At 54.7% G+C, this 20,624-nt stretch carries 18 protein-coding genes; all 18 read left to right on the top strand.

The features are described from left to right. Positions 1 to 120: 120 nt before the first annotated feature. Positions 121 to 1,713: an MBL fold metallo-hydrolase RNA specificity domain-containing protein gene (locus ACFW0H_RS23100; RefSeq protein ID WP_422916184.1), complete on the top strand. Its 1,593-nt coding sequence runs from the start codon at positions 121 to 123 to the stop codon at positions 1,711 to 1,713. A 43-nt stretch (positions 1,714 to 1,756) separates the two neighbouring features. Beyond that, complete coding sequence (gene wecB, locus ACFW0H_RS23105; RefSeq protein WP_422916185.1) at positions 1,757 to 2,884, top strand: non-hydrolyzing UDP-N-acetylglucosamine 2-epimerase; 1,128 nt, start codon at positions 1,757 to 1,759, stop codon at positions 2,882 to 2,884. Positions 2,885 to 2,951: 67 nt separating this feature from the next. Beyond that, complete coding sequence (wecC, locus tag ACFW0H_RS23110) at positions 2,952 to 4,220, top strand: UDP-N-acetyl-D-mannosamine dehydrogenase (protein ID WP_422916186.1); 1,269 nt, start codon at positions 2,952 to 2,954, stop codon at positions 4,218 to 4,220. Positions 4,221 to 4,228: 8 nt separating this feature from the next. Further along, positions 4,229 to 5,503 carry a lipopolysaccharide biosynthesis protein gene (locus ACFW0H_RS23115; protein WP_422916187.1) on the top strand — a complete coding sequence of 425 codons (1,275 nt, stop codon included), beginning with the start codon at positions 4,229 to 4,231 and terminating at the stop codon, positions 5,501 to 5,503. Between the two features lie 2 nt (positions 5,504 to 5,505). Next, a complete protein-coding gene (locus tag ACFW0H_RS23120; protein WP_422916188.1) occupies positions 5,506 to 6,765 on the top strand; it encodes a hypothetical protein in 1,260 nt (419 codons plus the stop codon). Continuing rightward, positions 6,722 to 7,804, top strand: a complete 1,083-nt coding sequence (locus ACFW0H_RS23125; protein WP_422916189.1) for a glycosyltransferase family 4 protein — start codon at positions 6,722 to 6,724, stop codon at positions 7,802 to 7,804. The genes ACFW0H_RS23120 and ACFW0H_RS23125 overlap by 44 nt, the downstream gene beginning before the upstream one ends. Positions 7,805 to 7,846: 42 nt before the next feature. Continuing rightward, a complete protein-coding gene (locus ACFW0H_RS23130; protein WP_422916190.1) occupies positions 7,847 to 9,010 on the top strand; it encodes a glycosyltransferase in 1,164 nt (387 codons plus the stop codon). Then, entirely contained in the window at positions 9,007 to 9,522 is a 516-nt protein-coding gene (locus ACFW0H_RS23135; RefSeq protein ID WP_422916191.1) for an acyltransferase, read from the top strand. The genes ACFW0H_RS23130 and ACFW0H_RS23135 overlap by 4 nt, the downstream gene beginning before the upstream one ends. A 20-nt stretch (positions 9,523 to 9,542) precedes the next feature. Further along, positions 9,543 to 11,720, top strand: coding sequence for a bi-domain-containing oxidoreductase (locus ACFW0H_RS23140; protein ID WP_422916192.1), 2,178 nt, complete (start codon positions 9,543 to 9,545; stop codon positions 11,718 to 11,720). Between the two features lie 31 nt (positions 11,721 to 11,751). Next, complete coding sequence (locus tag ACFW0H_RS23145; RefSeq protein WP_422916193.1) at positions 11,752 to 12,942, top strand: prenyltransferase/squalene oxidase repeat-containing protein; 1,191 nt, start codon at positions 11,752 to 11,754, stop codon at positions 12,940 to 12,942. Next, positions 12,929 to 13,684, top strand: a complete 756-nt coding sequence (locus ACFW0H_RS23150; protein ID WP_422916194.1) for a WecB/TagA/CpsF family glycosyltransferase — start codon at positions 12,929 to 12,931, stop codon at positions 13,682 to 13,684. Before ACFW0H_RS23145 ends, ACFW0H_RS23150 begins: the two co-directional genes overlap by 14 nt. Positions 13,685 to 13,687: 3 nt before the next feature. Beyond that, positions 13,688 to 14,755 (top strand): UDP-glucose 4-epimerase GalE, encoded by a 1,068-nt coding sequence (galE, locus tag ACFW0H_RS23155; RefSeq protein ID WP_422916195.1) that lies wholly within the window; start codon positions 13,688 to 13,690, stop codon positions 14,753 to 14,755. A gap of 160 nt (positions 14,756 to 14,915) precedes the next feature. Next, a complete protein-coding gene (locus ACFW0H_RS23160) occupies positions 14,916 to 15,236 on the top strand; it encodes a hypothetical protein (protein ID WP_422916196.1) in 321 nt (106 codons plus the stop codon). 241 nt (positions 15,237 to 15,477) lie between these two features. Continuing rightward, on the top strand, positions 15,478 to 16,584 hold the full coding sequence (locus ACFW0H_RS23165) for a polysaccharide biosynthesis/export family protein (protein ID WP_422916197.1): 1,107 nt from the start codon (positions 15,478 to 15,480) through the stop codon (positions 16,582 to 16,584). Positions 16,585 to 16,595: 11 nt separating this feature from the next. Then, the gene (locus ACFW0H_RS23170; RefSeq protein WP_422916198.1) at positions 16,596 to 17,261 is read left to right on the top strand and encodes a YjbF family lipoprotein; all 666 of its coding nucleotides are present in this window, start codon (positions 16,596 to 16,598) and stop codon (positions 17,259 to 17,261) included. A gap of 106 nt (positions 17,262 to 17,367) precedes the next feature. Beyond that, entirely contained in the window at positions 17,368 to 18,138 is a 771-nt protein-coding gene (locus ACFW0H_RS23175) for a capsule biosynthesis GfcC family protein (protein WP_422916199.1), read from the top strand. Beyond that, positions 18,135 to 20,234 (top strand): YjbH domain-containing protein, encoded by a 2,100-nt coding sequence (locus ACFW0H_RS23180; protein ID WP_422916200.1) that lies wholly within the window; start codon positions 18,135 to 18,137, stop codon positions 20,232 to 20,234. Before ACFW0H_RS23175 ends, ACFW0H_RS23180 begins: the two co-directional genes overlap by 4 nt. Further along, positions 20,231 to 20,596 (top strand): VanZ family protein, encoded by a 366-nt coding sequence (locus ACFW0H_RS23185; protein ID WP_422916201.1) that lies wholly within the window; start codon positions 20,231 to 20,233, stop codon positions 20,594 to 20,596. The genes ACFW0H_RS23180 and ACFW0H_RS23185 overlap by 4 nt, the downstream gene beginning before the upstream one ends. Positions 20,597 to 20,624: the final 28 nt, after the last annotated feature.

Here is a 20,624-nt window from a genome sequence, read left to right on the forward strand (position 1 = left end):
CGTTTCCTGCCCCATATCAGCAGGCCGGGCCTGCCTTACAAATCCCCGGCTCGCTAGCATGGCGTGCTACCCCCGCCCCAGGATCGGAGCGGGCTCAGGAACGAGCTAAAGGACTACCCCATGCTTTACCCGGACATCCAGCACCACGGCGCCGTCAACGGCGTGACTGGTTCCTGCCATCAGTTATTGATGGATTCCCAGCACAGCCTGCTGGTGGATTGCGGCCTTTTCCAGGGCGCGGAAACCTCTGCCGAGGGGCGAGCCGATGCCGGCCGACTCGGCATCGACTTCGACATCTCCACCCTGAAAGCACTGGTGCTGACCCATGTACACATGGACCACGTAGGTAGGCTGCCTTATCTCCTGGCGGCCGGATACCAAGGCCCGATCTACTGCAGCCAGCCATCGGCGCACCTGCTACCGCTGGTACTGGAAGATGCATTCCAGTTCACCTTCGGGCGCGATCCGCAGCAGTTGCAGAAATACCTCAAGCTGATTCGCCAACGCCTTATGCCGCTCCCCTACCGCACCTGGCATAGCCTGATCGACACCCCCGACCTGCAAGCGCGCATCCGCCTGCAGCGGGCCGGTCATATCCTGGGTTCCGCCTACATCGAGTGCGACCTCCGCTATCCGAGGCAGGCAACTCAGAAGCGCATCGTCTTCTCCGGCGACCTGGGTGCGACCCACACGCCCCTGCTGCCGGCACCGAAGTCCCCCTGGAAAGCCGACATCCTGGTATTGGAAAGCACCTACGGCGACCGCATGCACGAAGACCGCCGCACGCGCAAACAACGCCTGAAGGCCATCATCGAACAAGCCCTGGCCGACAACGGCACCGTGCTGATCCCCGCCTTCAGCATCGGCCGCACCCAGGAACTGCTCTACGAGCTGGAAGACATCATCCACCAGGCAACCAAGAACTCCACTCTCCCTCGCTCTTCCTCCCCTCTCCCCCCGGGAGAGGGGCCGGGGGTGAGGGAAGCCCAGCCCCGCGCCAACCTGGCAGACGAGTGCTCCTCTCTTCCCCCAGGAGACGAGCCGGGCGAGAGGGAAACCAACGCGCGCAGCAGCTCCACCGAGGAGGACGGAATGGGCCCGGCCACCACCCACTGGCCCACCCTCCCCGTCATCCTCGACTCGCCCCTGGCAACACGCTTCACCCAGGCCTACCGCGACCTCCAGCACTTCTGGGACGCGGAAGCCCAAAAGCGCATCAAGGTCGGCCGTACGCCGCTGGGCTTCGAGCAACTGCTAACGGTGGAGAGCCACGACGCGCACCTGCGCATGGTGCGCCACCTGGCCACCACGGCCCGCCCCGCCATCGTCATTGCCGGCAACGGCATGTGCAGCGGCGGACGCGTCGTCAACTACCTGAAGGCGATGCTGGGCGACAAGCGCCATAACGTGCTGTTCGTGGGCTACCAGGCACGCGGCACACCCGGCCAGGTGATTCAGCAGTTCGGCCCCAAAGGCGGTTATGTCGACCTCGATAACGAGCGCTTCGAGATCCGCGCCGGCATCCAAACGGTTGGGGGTTACTCAGCCCATGCCGACCAGCAGGGGCTGGTGAACTTCGTGACACGCATGCGGCATTGGCCTGACCAAATCCGCCTGGTGCATGGCGAGCAAGACGCCAAGGCTGCCCTGAGCAAACAACTCAAAGCGCATTACCGGCAGCAAGACCAAGCCGCCGACATACGCATCCCTTAAGCAACTTCAAGAACGCAGTCCACAAGGACGTGTGGAGTAAGCAATGACGATCAAGACCCTTTGTGTTTTCGGCACCCGCCCCGAGGCCATCAAAATGGCCCCGCTCGCCCTGGCCCTGGCCGCTGACGAGAACTTCGACGCCAAGGTTTGCGTGACCGGACAGCACCGGGAAATGCTGGACCAGGTACTGGGCCTGTTCGGCATCGAGCCGGACTTCGACCTCAACATCATGAAGCCCGGCCAGGACCTCACGGATGTCACCACTGCCATACTCCAGGGAATGAAAGGCATCTTCTCTGCCTACAAGCCGGATGTGGTGCTGGTCCACGGCGACACCGCCACCACCTTCGCTGCCAGCCTGGCTGCCTACTACCAGCAGATTCCGGTCGCCCACGTCGAAGCGGGCCTGCGCACCGGCAACATCTATTCGCCCTGGCCGGAAGAAGCCAATCGCAAGCTGACCGGCGCCCTGGCCAATCTGCACTTCGCGCCAACCAACACTTCCCAGGACAACCTGCTGCGTGAAGGCATCGCCCCCGAGTCCATCATCGTCACCGGCAACACCGTGATCGATGCCCTGCTGGACGTGGTGGCCCGCCTCGACAAGGACGCTGAGCTCCAGGCCCAGGCGGCCAAGCCCTTCGAGTTCCTCAATCTGAATCGCAAGATCATCCTGGTGACGGGTCATCGTCGCGAGAGCTTCGGAGGCGGTTTCGAACGCATCTGCCAGGCACTCATGGAAGTGGCCCAGCAGCATCCCGATGTCGACATCGTCTACCCCGTCCACCTCAACCCTAACGTGCGCGAACCGGTGAACCGCCTGCTGACCGGCATTCCCAACGTCCACCTGATCGAACCGCTGGACTACCTGCCGTTCGTGTACCTGATGAGCCGCTCGCACATCATCCTGACCGACTCTGGCGGCATCCAGGAGGAGGCCCCCTCACTGGGCAAGCCGGTTCTGGTCATGCGGGACTCCACCGAACGCCCCGAGGCCGTAGCCGCTGGCACAGTCAAACTGGTGGGCACCGATACCTCGAACATTGTCCGCGCGCTCAACACTTTGCTGACGGACTCCGACGCCTACCGCGCCATGAGCTTCGCCCACAACCCGTACGGCGATGGCGAAGCCTGCAACCGCATCCTCGGCGCTCTGCGCGCCACCCGATGAGCCTCAATCCAAGGCACCGGGACTTACCGTTTCTACTCTGAACTTTGGCTTTAAAAAGGGAAGCAAAATGCCTTACCAGACGATTTCCGTAGTTGGCCTGGGTTACATCGGCCTGCCGACCGCCGCCGTTTTTGCCTCGCGCAAAAAGAAAGTCATCGGCGTCGACGTGAACCAGCACGCCGTCGATACCATCAACCGCGGTGAGATCCATATCGTCGAACCCGATCTGGACATGGTGGTTCACGCGGCCGTGGTCGAAGGTTACCTGCGCGCCACCACCGTGCCGGAGCCGGCCGACGCCTTCCTGATTGCGGTGCCGACCCCTTTCAAAGGGGACTATGAACCCGACCTGGGCTACATCGAGTCCGCCAGCAAATCCATTGCTCCGGTACTGAAGAAGGGTGACCTGGTCATCCTGGAGTCCACCTCCCCCGTGGGTGCCACCGAGCAAATGGCCGCCTGGCTGGCCGACGCTCGGCCGGACCTGACCTTCCCGCAAACTCATGGTGAAGCGTCAGACATTCGAGTCGCCCATTGCCCTGAGCGCGTACTCCCTGGCCATGTACTCCGCGAACTGGTCCAGAACGACCGCGTAATCGGCGGCATGACACCCAAGTGCTCCGACGCTGCCGTGGCGCTGTACAAAGCCTTTGTAGAAGGCGACTGCGTCATCACCAATGCCCGCACCGCCGAGATGTGCAAGCTCACCGAGAACAGCTTCCGCGACGTGAACATCGCCTTCGCTAATGAACTGTCCATCATCTGCGACAAGCTGGATATCAATGTGTGGGAACTGATTCGTCTCGCCAATCGTCACCCGCGCGTGAACATCCTGCAGCCCGGCCCGGGTGTTGGCGGTCACTGCATTGCGGTCGACCCCTGGTTTATCGTCAGCAAAACGCCGAATGAAGCCAAACTGATTCGCACCGCCCGCGAAGTGAACGATGGCAAACCGGAGTGGGTAATCGAAAAGGTCAAGCTGGCAGTTGCAGATTTCCTGCAAGCCAATCCCGAGAAGACGGCGCGTGACGTGACCATCGCCTGCTTCGGTTTGGCATTCAAAGCAGACATCGACGATCTACGGGAAAGTCCCGCTCTATCTATTGCCCTTCGGCTAGGCCAATTCCATCCCGGCCCCGTAACAGCGGTAGAGCCCAACATAGTTGCCCTTCCCGAAAAGCTCCGAAACACACTGCAACTTTCTACTATCGAAGCAGCACAAGCCGAGGCGGACATCATTTTGCTGCTTGTAGATCACAAAGAGTTTCGCAACGTCTCCTCAATAAAACCAGAAAAGATGAAAATAATTGACACTCGCGGCGTGCTTGCGAATTAACAACATTAATGATTATGCAAGTATCAGCACTCGCAAATAAGCTTAAAAGCCAATTAATAAAAGATAGCGCACTACAATTCATCCTGAGCACATCAGCCTCACTATTAGCATTCATACAAATTCCGCTATTAATAAACTCTTTAAGCTTGTCCGGCTTCGGCTACATAGTCCTGGCTCAGACTGTAGGCGCTATTTGGGGCACATTCACGATAGCGCAACTACATCAAGGGCTTCTAAGCTTTGCCCCAAACAACTCGAAGTCCGCCTCGATTATTTCGTGGTCAATTCGGGCATCTATCGTAAATTTTATTGTATCGACTGCACTCCTGGCCCTTGTGGCCGGGAGTGCAATCTACAACATTAACGATTCTATACTGCCAACCTCAAAATCAGACGCGTTAACAATTATTCCTCTCGCCATATCAACAATAATAGCCAACTCACCTTTACTTGGAGCAATTTATAGAATAGAAAATAGATATCAAGAATTCATGCTTTACCAGCTAGTAACAGCCACTGCAAGACTACTTATAATATATATAGCAGCACAAAGTGGACTAGGGATATGGTTCATTTCGATGGCCGCATTCTTAGCGCCAGACCTCATTAAAATCATGATACTCCACTGGAGATCGAGACCCCAAAAAAGCTTAAGTGATTTACCAAAATCGGAAAGATGGAAAATCCTAAAATTCTCGATCACCATGAATATAACTGCTGCGGCAGATCTCCCCGCTCAGCAGCTAGACAAAATAATATTACTTCCCTTTATCGGGATCGCAAATGTCGGAATATACCAAAGCATTAAGAGAGTAGGTCTAATCATATCAATGGTGACCTCTCCGTTTGCAAACTCCCTATTTCACGAATACTCGAAACTAGTAAATTCAGGTGCACCACAAAAAGCAATAAGACTATTTCATCTATCTCTCGCACCTTTTTTTATTGCTACCACAACATTTTCACTGGCGCTATCGCAAACGAAAGAGATCTGGCTCCCAAGGTTTTTACCAGGTGCAGAATTAGAAGTGACTTTACTCTCACACGTCCTAATAATTTACTGCATCGCCTCTGCATTCATCGGATTGCACTCTTTACTTTATGCACTAAGAAAGCTCAAAGCAGCTTTATGTGCAACACTAGTGTCCAATGCGATCTTTCTAATTGGCGCAGCAATTCTAGTACCCACCTACCAAATGCAAGGAATAATTTACTCCCTTGCACTCCAAGTGGCATCAATATTGCTCATAAAATATTACGTGATTAGAAGATCATTGAGGTAAAAATGTTGACGGGAATAGCTGTCGCAATAATCGTCGCGTTGACATCAATCTGGACTGCCGCAAGAGACACCGGAAACCGATTCGTCGTTTGCGGGACACTAATTCTTCTCACCCTTCCATACGAATTATTCAAAGTTTCCTTTGCAGGAACGCTAGCTTCCCAGCACTCGCCATTCGCGCTCTATTGCATATTAATCTTCTCTCTTTACCTCGCAAAATCTCTCGCGGCAAGGAGAGCCCTGAAAACAAATGGGGCAATAGTTACAGCCGCGGCCTATGTGGCTTTCGTAATTTGCATAACATTTTACAATTCTGGAATTCGCGGCTTCGGAACAATTCTTGACAACTATCTAGCCCCACTCCTAGCGCTTGTCATACTTACAAACGAAAGGCACAACATAAAAACAAACACAAAATACAAAATACAAAAACTGATATGCCTCGCCGCTCTTTATGGAGTTCTTGAGTTCGCACTGAAGCACAACATTATTTACAACTCAATTTTCTCACAAGCTGATTGGGTAAGCACTCAATGGAGTGCAACCACCCATCGAAGCACTTCGACGATTGGACACCCACTTCTTGCCGCAACGATTTATCTATCCGCAGTACTTCTTCTAAATAGGAAGCAAAGAAACTATTGGCCTTACCTATTTATCCTCAGCCTTGGAATTCTTAGCACAGGGTCAAGAACCGCACTTGTTCTGCTTGCAGCATCAATTATCTTACGAACCGTGCAAAACTCCCCTTCCAACAAGGACATAATAGCAATAAGTGGCGTCACCACATTTGTTGTTGCGAGTTACATCCTAGGTTTTTTTGATCAAATAATTTATAGATTTAACAATAGCAGCGGCTCGGATCACGTCAGGTTAGCCTTAATCGAATATATTCCGGAGATGCTAAAAGTAAGTCTTTGGGGGAGAGGAATAGGCTCGTCCGGAGAGATCGCATACAACATCGGATTTTTTAATGCGATTGAGATACCTTGGATTGCGCTTGCGATAGAAATTGGAATCGCAGGGCTACTAATATCATTCCTAGCAGCCTACAAAATTATCTCCTCTTATGGTTTATGGCGGAGCAATCTAACATTCTTCGCAGTCCTTTTCATAATGCTATCATCTTACAATTCAATATCAGTGCACTCCCCCATAGCCTTTTTCATAGCACTCATCCTTTTCATCCCAAATAAAGAAACAAATAAAGAGCCATCAAGTGGAAAAGATATTTATTTTAACCTCAATCTCAAAGAGGCATAAGTACTTACTTGGCCCCGCATTAGTAGCAACAGAACTATTTGGCGAGCTTCGACGGAGCGGAAAATCCTGCAGCCTAGTCGATACCTACAGCACAATAAAATTTGGCTCCTTTGCCAAATACGCTCTTTTCTTCACAAAACTTGTCTTTTATAAAAGAGCAACAGTTTTTGTTCACGCCCCAGGGTTCATTAGCCCCCTACTATTTTGTGCATTGCGATACATTCGCCCGTCCCACAGTATTATTTATACAGTCCACGGTCTACCGCTCGAGGAAAGCATATCCAACAATTGCAAACCTTCGTTATCCGCCAGGGCGCAAGAGGTAGGATTCCGGTTAATTTTGGCACTAGCCAAAAAGATTGTGTTTGTTTCCAATAGGCAACTTCATCACATTGAAAAAAATTACCCAATAAACGCAATGACAACCGCAATTCACAATGGAGTTGCCACAAACAAACACTTTCCAACCCCACGTCAGAGAGGGCCTTCCAACGCATTCAGGGCGGTGATGGCGGGGGGGCTATCTGCTAGAAAATCAACCATTGAAACAGCTGAGTTAATAAACGCGAAGAACCGCAACGGCGGAAGAGCGTGGGACCTTGATATTTATGGTCCAGAGATAGATCGACATCTTTCCCAGAAACTTCTCGAGTTAATTGATAACTCCAATGGAAAGATCAGATACCACGGCCCCATTAGCCAAGAAAAACTTCACAAAGAGATATCAAACTCCGATTTATACATTGCAATCAGCAAGTGGGATACGTTCAACCTCGCAGTGATTCAAGCAATGAATTTAGGTGTTCCTTGTCTTTGCTCCCACCAAGCAGGCGTAAGCGAACTATTAAATCACTCGAAAAATGGTTTTATAGTCGACATCAACTCAGCAAGCCTTTTGGAAGATTGTACTGAGATACTGGAGAGCATAGAGGGCCTAGGCGAAGCCTACGATAGAATACGCCAGGCAGCATATGAGACTGCACTACAACAAGATTGGTCCTCAGTGACAAAAAAGTACCTAAAATTTGCATCCTCCTAGCCTATATATTTCTTGACGCGAGCTTTAAAAACAATGATATACATGAACTTCCTACATGCGCCTAATGGTGGAGGATATCAAAATTCGATCAGTTTCATAAGCTCGCTGATCGACATGAAATTCGATTTCTCCAACTCAAGACTTCTAATCTTCAAGAACACTGGAATACACAAGCTATGCATTGAAAACAAAATTCCACATATAGCTATAAAAATGTCGCTACTTTCGAAGCTATATTTTGAATTATTTGCATGGAAAATGATTAAGAAAGGAGACATCGTTTTCGCCCTATTTGGACCACCACTTCCATTTAGCAAAAACAAAACTTTAAATATTGGCGGAATGGCGATATCCAATGTACTTCACAAGGAAGTAGATTTTTGGGGGCATCTCGGAGCAATACCGAAAGCCATAAAAAAGCTCAAAGACATATACAGAATTAATCGTTACGTAAAGCTTGACTACTGGATATTTGAGACGGAACTTCTAAAAAGAAAAGCCATTTTGGATTTCAATTTCCCAAGCGAGAGATGCTTTGTCGTAAAAATGGCTCCTAGCCTCCTTGTAAGCAAACAGAATTCAAAGCCTTCAGAAAAGTCTCAGAAAATCAACTCCATCCAATCTCAGCATAAATTTCTGTTTCTTTCGGGCGCGCACCCAAACAAGCGTTTACACATCCTTCCGGACCTTGCAAAAGAATTGTGCGACAAGGGCCTTGATCTTAAGATAGTACTCACAGCGCCTGATAATGGGTACTTAGAATCAGTATTCGACAAAGCAAAGAAACTGAATGTTCTAGATCACTTCATGAACATTCAATCCGTAAGTGCAGATGAGGTCGCTGGCGTCATTGATGCATGTGACTACGTATGCACATTCAGTGTATTAGAGAGCTTCAGCAATAATTTCGTTGAGGCCTGGGCAATGGAAAAACCACTTTTCGTAACTGATGCGGACTGGTCAAGAGAGTCCTGTAAAGACTCAGCTGTTTATGTAGATTTCAACAACATAAATAACGCCGCAAAGACCATATTCGACGCCGTGAACAATAAAAAACTTCTTGCCGAGAAAGTTTTAAATGGAAAATCGCTCTTGAGAGAATACCCGTCTGCGGCCGAAAAGACACAGAAATACCTTGAAATTCTAAACAACACAAAAGAAACAGGAAAAATAAGCGCCAACTCCAGAAAACTCATCAGATTATGACCAAAAAAATATTTGTAGCACTATACGAACTCCTCCTTGTCACAGTCTTCAATCTACCCAGGGTTCTTTTTTTTAGCAAAATAAAAGCTCTAATACTAAAAATGGTTGGAGCAAAAATAGGCAAAAGACCGACGATCTACCCTAACGTCTGGATCTTTCCCGGAAAAAATCTAGTTCTCGGGGACGATGTGGATATCGCACTCGGCGTGATCATTACGACGAACGGCGGCGTGGAGATTGGAAATAGAACACTAATTGGATATCGAGCACAAATTATTTCCGCCAATCACAACATCCCCAATAACAAAGGGCGTATTTTTGGGTCGGGCCACACAAATAAAAAGGTCACAATCAAGGATGACGTCTGGATTGGCGCTAATTCTATAATCCTACCCGGCGTCACCATAGGCGAAGGGTCAGTAATTGCAGCAGGAAGTATTGTTACAAAAGACATACCTGCATACAGCATTGCTGCCGGCACGCCAGCCAAGGTAATAAAAACCAGAGACTAGTACAATTACACGAGACCACAATGAAGCAAGTTACCCAGACACTTCGAACGGGAACAATCGACATTAATAATGTTCCCATACCATCGCTTTCAGATAAATTCGTATTGGTTTGCAATAGCGCTTCAGTGATAAGTGCTGGAACCGAAAAAACCAAAATTGACATGGGGAAAAAGAACCTTCTCCAGAAGGCCAAAGCTCGTCCTGACCTAGTCAAACAGGTACTCAATAAGATCAAAACCGAAGGCCTGAAAAAAACGCTACAAACAGTCAACTCGCGCCTGGACTCCCCTTCTCCTTTAGGCTACAGCTGCGCCGGTACTGTGGTCGCCGCAGGAGGACTTGTCGAAGGTATACAGCCCGGTGATCGTGTTGCCTGCGGCGGAGCGGACTATGCCAACCATGCAGAGTTTGTCGCAGTTCCACGCAACCTCGTAGTAAAAATTCCGGAAAACGTTTCCGATGAAGAGGCTGCCTTTACAACTGTAGGCTCGATTGCACTACAAGGCGTTCGCCTTGCAGAGCCCATGCTCGGTGAAACCTTCCTCGTGGTCGGCCTCGGACTCCTTGGACAAATTGCCGTGCAGTTACTAAAGGCTAACGGCTGCAATGTAATTGGTACGGACCTTGACCCATCTCTTGTATCCCGGGCCGAAAGCTATGGCGCTATTGGTGTCCCTCCAGGCGCGGATGCAGTCGGTATTTGTAATGCCTTGACAGGTGGACACGGCGTCGACGGCGTGCTCGTTTGCGCCGGTAGCTCCAGCAATACCATTATTGAAATGTGCGGTGCAGTCACCCGCGAGAAAGGCCGAGTAGTCGTTGTTGGCGCCGTAAGGATGGATATCCCGCGCGAAGACTATTTTAAGAAAGAGATCAGCGTCGTCATTTCTCGCTCTTACGGGCCCGGGCGCTACGATCCGTTCTACGAAGAGAACGGCAATGACTACCCGTACGCCTATGTGCGCTTCACTGAGCAGCGCAACATGGAGACCTTCCTTAGCCTAGTCTCACAAGGCAAGTTGGATATTAAGAGCCTGATTACTCACCGATTCTCGGTGGATGAAGCAGTCAAGGCTTATCAGCTCATTGAAGGGAACAAGACCGAGCCCTATCTGGGGATTCTGCTGAAGTACAACCCACAACAGTACAGGGCGGACGATTCTTCGCGCATCAAGGTGACCCCTACCCAGGTAGCCAGAGAAAAAGTAAAGCTGTCCTTTTACGGTGCAGGCAACTACGCCACGGCCAGTCTGCTGCCCCCCATGCAGGTCAGCAACAAAGTTACTTTCACCGGACTGGTTACCGCCAGCGGCCGTTCTGCACAAGGCGTAGCCAAGCAATTCGGCTTCGAATTCTGCGCCAGCAATTTTGCGGAGCTACTCCAAAGCGATACAGATGCCATTGTTGTTACCACGAGACATGACACCCATGGCGTCGCGGTGCGGGACGCGCTGAATGCCGGTAAGCATGTGTACGTGGAGAAACCTCTTGCCATGTCGGTGGCGGAGCTTGCGGAAATCCATCAAGCCTACGCTGGTTGCGGTAAAGCCCAAGTGATGGTCGGATTCAACCGCCGCTTTGCTCCCGCCACGCGCCAAGTCATCGAGCACTTCTCCAGTGTGAAGAGCCCGTTGATTGTGAATATCCGCATCAATGCTGGATTCATCCCCGCCAATCACTGGATTCAGGACCCACAAGTTGGTGGTGGACGAATGATTGGCGAGGGTTGCCACTTCATCGACTTGGCTTCGGCTCTGGTGAGCAGCAATGTCAAAACTGTTTATGCCGTAGGTAGCAGCAAAGCAGAAAAATCTGCATTGCTTAACGACAACCTTTGCCTGGCACTGACATTCGAAAATGGCAGTGTGGCAAACATCACTTACACCGCCGACGGCTCCAAGGCCATGGCAAAGGAATACATCGAAGTATTTGGTGGAGGTCGCTCTGCGCAAATTCAGGACTTCAAGGAAGTCTTGCTGTACAGCGGAGACAGTAACGTTGCGCGTAACAAACTCGGGGTACAGGACAAAGGACAGAAGCACATGATCGCGGCCTGGCTGGCAGGCCTCCAAAGTGGCAAAGCATGTGTCGATTATGAGTGCCTGATGGCAACCAGCCTGGCCACGGTGATGGCTGTCGAATCTATGGGTGTCGGCATGCCGCTGTCTGTAGATCGTGCCGTGCTGGCCGCTGAATAAGCAGGAGAGTAACGGGGGTAGCAATACCCCCTTGTTCGCTATGGACAAGCTAATTTCGCTCAACTCAAAGTTACTGGACTCCATTCGCGCTGAGCAATTTGCCGGCTACGACCCATTCGATTCGTTGAACAGTCGCTTGCTGCAAGCCACACCACTCTATCGCAGTGAGTGGGTGAGGCTCGCATGGCTGCAGTTGGGTAAACGGTCCCCGGTGAACCTTCGCCCCCTGCTATGCGTGCCCAAGAGACGAAATCCGAAAGGTGTTGGTCTGTTCATCTCCGGCTTATTGCAAGACTATCAACGTACCGCCGAAGAGCCCTTCCTGCAGGAAGCTCGCGACTTGGCCTCATGGCTACTGGCTCAGCGTAGTTCCTCCCAAGAGTGGAAGCACAGTTGCTGGGGCTATCACTTCGATTGGCAAGCACGCGCATTTTATGTACCGGTAGGTAAGCCAAACATCATCACAACCTGCTACGCCGCACGGGCGCTCTTCGAACTTGGCAAGGTTGATGGCAATAACGCATTGATTGAGACAGCGCTGGATGCCGCGCGCTTCATCACTACCCACCTTTACACCGAAGCCGATGGCCGCTGTTTCTATGCCTACATCCCTGGGGAACGGGCATTCGTGCACAACGCCAGCCTCTGGGGTGCGGCCTGGTGTGCATTTGCTGGGAAGCAGTTGGGTGATTCGGCGTTGATTGAGCAAGCAATGCGCGTTGCCCGCCAATCAGTACAGGAACAAGCTGCAGACGGCTCGTGGGTGTATGGTGCCCGCCACCATCATCAGTTCATCGACGGTTTCCATACTGGTTACAACCTTGAAGCCCTCTGCCTCTTGCGTGATGCACTGGGCACGTCCGAGTTCGATGGTTGCATCGCCAAAGGATATCGCTACTACGTCGATACCTTCTTCACAGAGGATGGTACGGCTAAGTACTACAACAACGGCGTGTACCCTATCGACATGCATAGTTTTGCCCAGGCCATCTTCACATTGCTAAAAGTTGGGGGAACGCCCGCTGATCTAGCGCTATGCGACAAAGTGGTGAAACGAGCGATCAGCCTTCTTTACCTACCTCAAAAAGGGCAATTCATTTATCAGAAGACCCGGTGGCTAACCAACAGCATCAACTACACCCGCTGGACTCAGGCCTGGGCTTACTATTCCCTGGCGTTCTACAACCGTTACCGCGCCGAGTTGGATCATGCGAAGAATTGAAGTAATGGGCTGCCCGATGGACGAGGCCAGCATGGCAGAGACCGTTCAGGCAATTCGTACCGCAGTCGTTGCCGGTCGTTTCACCCAACACGTTGTGGTCAACGTGGCCAAGTTGGTGAATATGCGCCGAGATGCACAGCTTAGTGAGTCGGTACGCTCCTGCGACATCATCAACATTGATGGTATGGGCGTGGTCGTTGGTGCTCGCTTCCTGGGCCACAAGGTGCGCGAAAGGGTCGCTGGAGTTGACCTTTTCCATGAGCTATTGGCCATGAGCGCCAAGGAAGGTCTCTCTGTGTATCTGCTAGGCGCGCGGGATGAAGTGGTCGCCACAACTGCGTCCAAGGTACAAGCACTCTATCCGGGTCTGAAGATTGCGGGTTACCACAATGGCTATTTCTGGGATGACGAAGCGGCCATGGTGGATAAGATCCGAGCCTCAGGAGCTCAGTTGCTGTTTGTGGCGATTACCTCTCCCAAGAAGGAAAACTTCATCAATCGGTGGCGTGATCAGTTGGGCGTCACCTTTGTGATGGGCGTAGGGGGTACCTTTGATGTTGTTGCCGGAAAGGTAAAGCGTGCTCCCTTATGGATGCAAAATTGGGGATTAGAGTGGCTGTACCGAGTTATTCAGGAGCCTGGGCGGATGTGGAAACGCTACCTGACAACCAATAGTCAGTTTGCCTGGTTGCTATTCAAAGAAAAGCTCGCCCAAGTAACAGGCAATAACAAAGGACGTTGATTAGTGACTAGTAAAATCCTGGTAACCGGCGGCGCCGGCTATATTGGCTCTCACGCCACATTGGCCCTACTTCAGGCTGGTTTCGAGGTAGTGGTTCTGGATAACCTCTGCAACAGCTCAGTTGAGTCTCTGCTGCGGATTGAGGGGATATGCGGAAAATCGCCTCAATTCATCCAAGGCGACATCCGTGACCGAGGCTTGTTGGATGAGTTATTTTCTTCCTACCGTATCTCCGCGGTGATGCACTTCGCTGGACTCAAGGTAGTGAATGAAAGCGTTAGCAATCCCTTGTCCTATTACGAAAACAATGTCGCTGGCACCGTTACGCTATGCCAAGCCATGGCCAGTGCTGGGATATTTCGCCTTGTGTTCAGTTCTACCGCAAACGTTTACGGTGAGCCTGCGCAGGTACCAGTCCGGGAAGACTTCCCGACAGGTGCTCTTACCAATCCCTACGGTCGCTCCAAATTCATGGTTGAGCAGATTCTGCAAGACTTGGCGATGGCCGACTCGCGCTGGAGCATCGCCCTATTGCGCTACTTCAATCCAGTTGGTGCGCACTCTAGCGGCTTGATAGGCGAAGACCCCAACGGGATACCAAGCAATCTGCTTCCTTACATAAGCCAAGTGGCAATTGGAAAGCTAAAGCAACTATCTGTATACGGAGGTGACTACCCTACCGTAGATGGAACCGGCGTGCGCGACTACATCCATGTCGTCGATCTTGCAGAAGGACACCTGAAAGCCCTCGAAAAAATAAGTACAAAGGCTGGTGTCAATATCTGGAACTTGGGCACGGGTCAGGGTTACAGCGTCCTGGAGATGATCCGAGCATTCGAGCAAGTGAGTGGGCGCAAAGTGCCCTACCAGATAGTCGACCGCAGACCGGGCGATATTGGCGAGAGTTGGGCTGATCCAATGCGTGCAGAAAAAGAGCTTGGCTGGCGCGCAAAACGGGGCCTGCAGCAAATGATGGCTGATGCTTGGAGATGGCAGTCGTCCAATCCCAGTGGCTACTCGACCTGTTTGCCCCAGGCAACGCCAGATTCGACGAAGTCGAGAACAAACTAGCTCACTTGGCACGTTGGAGAATGACTAATGCCGGTATCCCAAGACATACTCCGTGAACTAGCCGCAGATCTGTTTCAGCTTGCATTGATAGCACTTTACCCATAACCTTCGACACCAACCGTTCCTTAGGGACAAACCGCTCAAACACAGGAGCAAGAACGTGAAAAAACTTCTGACCTTGGCAATCATCGCCGCAATCAGTACTCCCCTGATGGCCGCTGAACCTGCCACCAAGGGCGCTGGCAAAGAAACTGCCAAAGAAGCCTCTGCCGGCACTCCTGGCTCCACCTCTGGCCTGACCCTCTCCACCCCGATCGCCGGTGGCGTGACCGTGGGAACTGGCCTGGCCATTGGCGCTGCAGCCATCGCGGCCGGTGTTGCCGCCTCCAACAGCAGCGGTGGCGGCAACGACAGCACCCCGGGCGCTGGCGGCACCACCGGTACCAGCGGCACCAGCGGTACTTCCGGCACCACCAACTAAGCCTTGCGCTTGGTAGCTGCACCCTGAAACCTCCCGGCACTGCCGGGAGGTTTCGCATTGGGCCAGTAACTTCCGGCCCTGGTTGATCGTCACATCTGCCAAACCTGTCTGCGCTTCTGTATGCAGCCTCCAGGCACGCCCACGCTGGCCAGGACATCAACTCTGTAACCCTTGACCCTGAATCCGAGTCAGGCCCTGCCGCTGCCGGCATCGCCTGGGTCCACGCACAAGACCACCCGACATGAACCGCGCACTTCCCCTGGCCATGCTGCTTGGCCTCACCCTGCAAGGCTGTATGTTCTCCCCCGGCCAACACATGGATTCCGGCAACCTGGTGCGCGAGGGCTCGCCAGAGAGCAGCCGTATCGAGCTGGTGCCCATCACGCCGAAGCTGGTGGCCATCGAGAACGGCATGAATGGTGCGAAGGTGGCACCCGAGCTGCTGAGCTATCAGCCCGGCGAATACCGCATCGGGGCCGGCGACCTGATCTACATCACCGTGTGGGACCACCCGGAGCTCACTGCGCCCTCCGGCCCCCAGCAGCAGATCGAGGCCAACGGTCGACTGGTAAGACCTGATGGCACCCTGTTCTACCCCTATGTGGGCAATGTGGAAGCCGCGGGAAAAACCATCGAAGAGCTGCGCGCCCTGATCGCCTCAAGCCTCACCAGCGTGGTAACCGAGCCGCAGGTGGATGTGAGCGTGCTGCGTTTTGCCAGCCAGAAGGTGATTCTCTCCGGTGCCTTTGGCAAGACCGGCCCCGTACCGGTCACCAACACCCCACTCAGCCTGTTGGATGCCGTGGGTCAGGGAGGCATACAAGCCGGTGCTGCAGATATTGCCGGCCTGGTGCTTAAGCGTGATGGCCGCGAATACGTGATCGACCTCGATACGCTGAACCGCAAGGACTCCATCCTGCACAACATCTATCTGAAAGAAGGCGACCAACTGCACCTGCCCTATAACGACAACAAGAAGGTTTATCTGTTGGGTGAGGTGAACAGTGCCCGGCCCCTTACCTTCAAGGGCTCCAATATGAGCCTCACCGAAGCGCTGGGCAGCATTGGAGGCCTGCGCCAGGAAACCTCCAGCGGCAAGGAGGTGTATGTGATCCGTGGGGTGGACGACCTGCAGCGCGATGTCGCCAAGGTCTACCAGCTCAACCTCAAGTCGCCGTCCGCCTTTATTGTGGCCGAGCACTTCAAGCTTCAACCGCAGGACATCGTCTATGTGGGCCCGGCGGATGTCACACGCTGGAATCGCTTTATCAGCCAGGTGTTCCCCACCGCCAACCTGCTGCGCACCGGGGTCGCCATTCAGGATGACTTAGGCGACAACAGCAACTGAGAGCCAACGACGTGAAGATTGCACGCCTGGCCCTGCTGCCGCTTGCCGTCCTGCTGCTGAGTGCCTGCAACCCCCTGATGAGGGCAAGCTGGGACACCCTCAAGGCCGCCACCCAGGGGCCCCAGCCCCTGGAGCTGACCCGCGAACAGGTTGAAGCCGTTCCCTATTACCAGATCGTGATTACCGCCCCCACCGGGGAAGCGGTAATGGCGCTGGTGCGCCGGCAGGAAGGTGTCCAGTTCTGGCTGGCCTCCACCCAGCAGGTGTTGATGATGGAGGATGGCCTGGCCATCCGCTCCGTGGGGTTCAATGACAACCTCGACGGCACCCGCTTCGTCGGCGAGTCGCCCTTCCGCACCGGCTTGCACCGCATTCCGGATGGGTTGACTACCGAGCGCACCCTGGACTTCAACAGCCGCTACCAGGTGGGGGTACGCCTGCTCAGCCGTTTCGAGAAGCAGGGCCTGGAAACCATACGCATCCTGGACCGCGACCTGGAGCTGCTGCGGGTGGATGAGCATATCGAGGCGCCGGAGCTGGGCTTCTCGGCCCGTAACCAGTACTGGGTCGACCCGGCAGACGGTTTCATCATGGCCAGCATCCAGCATGTCACCCCCGAACTGCCCTTGCGCATCGTGCAGGTGCGCCCGTTACGGCCGGGGCATGCGGGCGAGTGAGCGATGGTCAACCTGTAAACGCATAAACCTGGAGGCAAGCCTTATAGGTGCGGCGAAAGAATTCGCCAGCAGGCTAGCTCCTACAGATGGTTAAACCGATTTCAACATGAGCTTTCCCGCTTCCTGGCTGCTGTTGTGCAGCGCCCTTTTCGCTTGCGCAGTGAGTGCCGCGCCGACCGTGACGGTCGAGGGCGATGCCGCCGCGCCCGGCCAATACCCCGTGACGGCGAACACCCGCCTGAATGATGTCCTGCTGCCCGCACAGGTGCGCCCCACGGCCTACATGCTGGGTGCCGCCTGGCTGCATCGCCCCCTGCGCGAGGAACAAACACGTCTGAAACTGGGAGTCCTGTTCGACCTGGCCACCCTGGAGCGCAACGCACTGCTGGACAACCGACCAGCCCTGGCGGAGCTGGCCAAACGCCTGACCGAAAAGGTGCAGGCGATGCCTGTGACCGGCCGAAGCGTGGCGGAACTCGATCCGGTAACCGTGGAGCTGAACCGCGAGCACAACCCTAAGCTCAGTCCGGGTGACCGCCTGATCTACCCCGCGCGGCCCGCGTACGTGCGCGTGGAGGGGGCGGTGCTGGCGGAGTGCGAATTGCCCTTCGTGCCAATGCAAGCCGCCCGCGACTATATGGATGCCTGCCCCCGGCATGCCGAGGCCGATCTGGACGAGCTCTTCGTGGTGCAGCCCGATGGCCGCGTGCAGCGCCAGGGGATCGCCCTGTGGAATCGCCAGGAGGCGCCGCCACCAGCGCCCGGTGCCCGCATCTTTGTGCCGGTGCGCAGCGCCGGCTTGGGTGACCCGACGCCGGACCTGAACGCGGAATTTGCCACCCTGATCGGCACCCAACCGCTGGAGGTGGCCCCGTGAAGCGCCACTTCCTCCCCTGCTTACTGCTGGGCTGCGCCACCTGCGCCCAGGCCGAACCGCGCTATACCCAGAGCGACTTCGGTGGCGTGGGACTACTGCAGACCCCCACCGCGCGCATGGCCCAGGCCGGCGAGTTGTCGGTGAACGCCAACCGCACCGATCCGTACAGCCGCTACAGCGTGTCCTTCCAGCCCTTCGACTGGCTGGAGGGCAGTTTCCGCTATACCGCCATCAGCAACCGCAAGTACGGCCCCGAAGAGCTAAGCGGCAATCAGAGTGCCAAAGACAAAGCCATCGATGCCAAGCTGCGCCTGCTCAAGGAAAGTCACTGGTTACCGGAAGTGGCCGTAGGCGGTCGGGATATTGGTGGTACGGGCCTTTTCTCCAGCGAATATTTCGTCGGCAACAAGCGCTTAGGCGACTTCGACTTCAGCCTGGGTTTGGCCTGGGGTTATCTCGGTAACCGAGGGGATATCGACAATCCGTTCGGAGCGCTGAATAGCAAGTTCGATGAGCGCCCCGGACCAGACGCAGGCGTTTCGAACGCTGGTGAATTCAACGGCAACCAGTACTTCCGTGGCAGCCCGTCCTTCTTCGGCGGTGTGAACTACCAGACACCTTGGGAACCGCTCTCGATCAAGATCGAGTACGAGGGCAACGACTACCAGAACGAGCCGCTGAACAACAATCAGGTACAGGACTCCCCCATCAACCTGGGCCTGGTGTTCAAGGCCAGCGACTGGGTGGACCTGCACGCCGCCTGGGAACGCGGCAACACCGCGATGTTCGGCATCACCCTGCACACCAACTTCGCCACCCGCAAGGCACCGACCAAGAGCTTCGACCCACCGGCCGAGCCGGTGCCGGCCAGCAGCCCCAATGTGGCGCCACAAGATGTGAAGTGGGCCAATGTGGCCCAGCGGCTGAATAACAATGCGGGTTACCGGGTGGAGCGCATCGCCCAGCGCGACTCGGAGCTGATCGTCTACGGCGAGCAGACGCGCTACTTCCACCAGCCCAAGGCCGTGGGCCGTGCCGCGCGCATTCTCGACAACAGCGTGAACGACGAGATCGACTGGTTCACTGTGGTCGACAGCCGCAATGGCCTGCCGGTACAGGAAATCAGCCTGCCCCGCGAAACCTTCCGCGAAGTGGCGAACAAGGACCGTCCCATCGAGGACCTGCGTCGCGTCACCGAACAGAACGCCCCCGTGCCGCATCAGGAGAAGGAGCTGTTCGCTCAGGAGCTGTCGCCCTTCACCTACGGCCTGGGCCTGGGCTACAAGCAGAACGTCGGTGGCCCCGACGGTTTCATCCTCTACCAGTTCAGCGCCGACTTGACCGCCGAATACCGCTTCCAGCGTGACCTCTGGTGGAACGGAATGCTCAGCACCGACCTGGTCAACAACTTCGACAAGTTCAAGTTCACCGCGCCGAGCAACCTGCCGCGGGTGCGCACCTTTATCCGCGAGTACATGACCACCTCGGACGTGACCTTGCCGGTCTTCCAGCTGAATAAGGTGAAGCAGCTGGACGAGGACCTCTACGGCATGGCCTACGGCGGCTATCTGGAATCCATGTTCGCAGGCGTGGGTGGGGAATTGCTGTATCGCCCCATGGGAGAACGCTGGGCCGTTGGTGCTAACTGGAACTGGGTGCAACAGCGTGACTTCGAGCAGGACTTCGGCCTGCGCGACTACAACGTGATGACCGGCCATGTGACCGGCTACTACCGCATGCCTTTCGAGGACATCCTCGCTGCTGTCAGCGTGGGCCGCTACCTGGCCCGGGACTACGGCGTGACCTTCGACGTCTCGCGTGAATTCCGCAATGGCGTGCGCTTCGGCGGCTACATGACCCTCACCAATGTCACCAAAGAAGAATACGGCGAGGGTAGCTTCACCAAGGGCATCTACTTCTCGATTCCCTTCGACGAGCTGATGGCCAGCTCCACCATGCGCCGTGCCAACCTGGTGTGGTCGCCGCTGACCCGTGACGGCGGTGCGGCGCTGGGCCGCAGCTACTCGCTCTACAGCCTGACCGAGGGGCGCAACATCGACATGTTCCACAGCAACTTCGACAAGGTGGTGGAATGAATCCGGTTTGGACCACCCGCCTCGCCCGCCTGGCATTCTGCGCCGTGCTGCTGGTGATCCTGGTGGCCGGGCTGCGCAGCAATCCGGTGCCCGAGGCCTTCAGCAACCAGGACAAGCTGCACCACTGGGCCGGCTTCGCCTGCCTGACGGTCAGCGCCTGGTTGGCCTTTCCCCGCACGCCGTTTCTCTGGTTGATGCTGGGCCCACTGGCAACCTCGGTGGGGATCGAGCTGGTCCAGGGGCTGGAGCCGCTGCGCACCGCGTCCTGGGGCGACATGCTGGCTAACGGGGTGGGCGTCCTCAGCGGTATCCTTGCAATCCTGGTGATGCGCAGGCACTGGGTACCCGCTCAGGCTGAATGAGCCGGGCCGGGTCCTCGGCCTTGAACGT

The sequence above is a fragment of the Metapseudomonas cellulosilytica genome, from assembly GCF_049334135.1.
GTDB lineage: Bacteria > Pseudomonadota > Gammaproteobacteria > Pseudomonadales > Pseudomonadaceae > Metapseudomonas.

What these genes read in the sequence shown, in the direction of transcription:
- ACFW0H_RS23115 (WP_422916187.1), top strand. Translation starts at nt 4,229, where the DNA reads ATGATTATGCAAGTATCAGCACTCGCAAATAAGCTTAAAAGCCAATTA.
- ACFW0H_RS23185 (WP_422916201.1), top strand. Translation starts at nt 20,231, where the DNA reads ATGAATCCGGTTTGGACCACCCGCCTCGCCCGCCTGGCATTCTGCGCC.
- wecB (WP_422916185.1), top strand. Translation starts at nt 1,757, where the DNA reads ATGACGATCAAGACCCTTTGTGTTTTCGGCACCCGCCCCGAGGCCATC.
- wecC (WP_422916186.1), top strand. Translation starts at nt 2,952, where the DNA reads ATGCCTTACCAGACGATTTCCGTAGTTGGCCTGGGTTACATCGGCCTG.
- ACFW0H_RS23120 (WP_422916188.1), top strand. Translation starts at nt 5,506, where the DNA reads ATGTTGACGGGAATAGCTGTCGCAATAATCGTCGCGTTGACATCAATC.
- ACFW0H_RS23140 (WP_422916192.1), top strand. Translation starts at nt 9,543, where the DNA reads ATGAAGCAAGTTACCCAGACACTTCGAACGGGAACAATCGACATTAAT.
- ACFW0H_RS23130 (WP_422916190.1), top strand. Translation starts at nt 7,847, where the DNA reads ATGAACTTCCTACATGCGCCTAATGGTGGAGGATATCAAAATTCGATC.
- ACFW0H_RS23100 (WP_422916184.1), top strand. Translation starts at nt 121, where the DNA reads ATGCTTTACCCGGACATCCAGCACCACGGCGCCGTCAACGGCGTGACT.
- ACFW0H_RS23150 (WP_422916194.1), top strand. Translation starts at nt 12,929, where the DNA reads ATGCGAAGAATTGAAGTAATGGGCTGCCCGATGGACGAGGCCAGCATG.
- ACFW0H_RS23165 (WP_422916197.1), top strand. Translation starts at nt 15,478, where the DNA reads ATGAACCGCGCACTTCCCCTGGCCATGCTGCTTGGCCTCACCCTGCAA.
- ACFW0H_RS23175 (WP_422916199.1), top strand. Translation starts at nt 17,368, where the DNA reads ATGAGCTTTCCCGCTTCCTGGCTGCTGTTGTGCAGCGCCCTTTTCGCT.
- ACFW0H_RS23135 (WP_422916191.1), top strand. Translation starts at nt 9,007, where the DNA reads ATGACCAAAAAAATATTTGTAGCACTATACGAACTCCTCCTTGTCACA.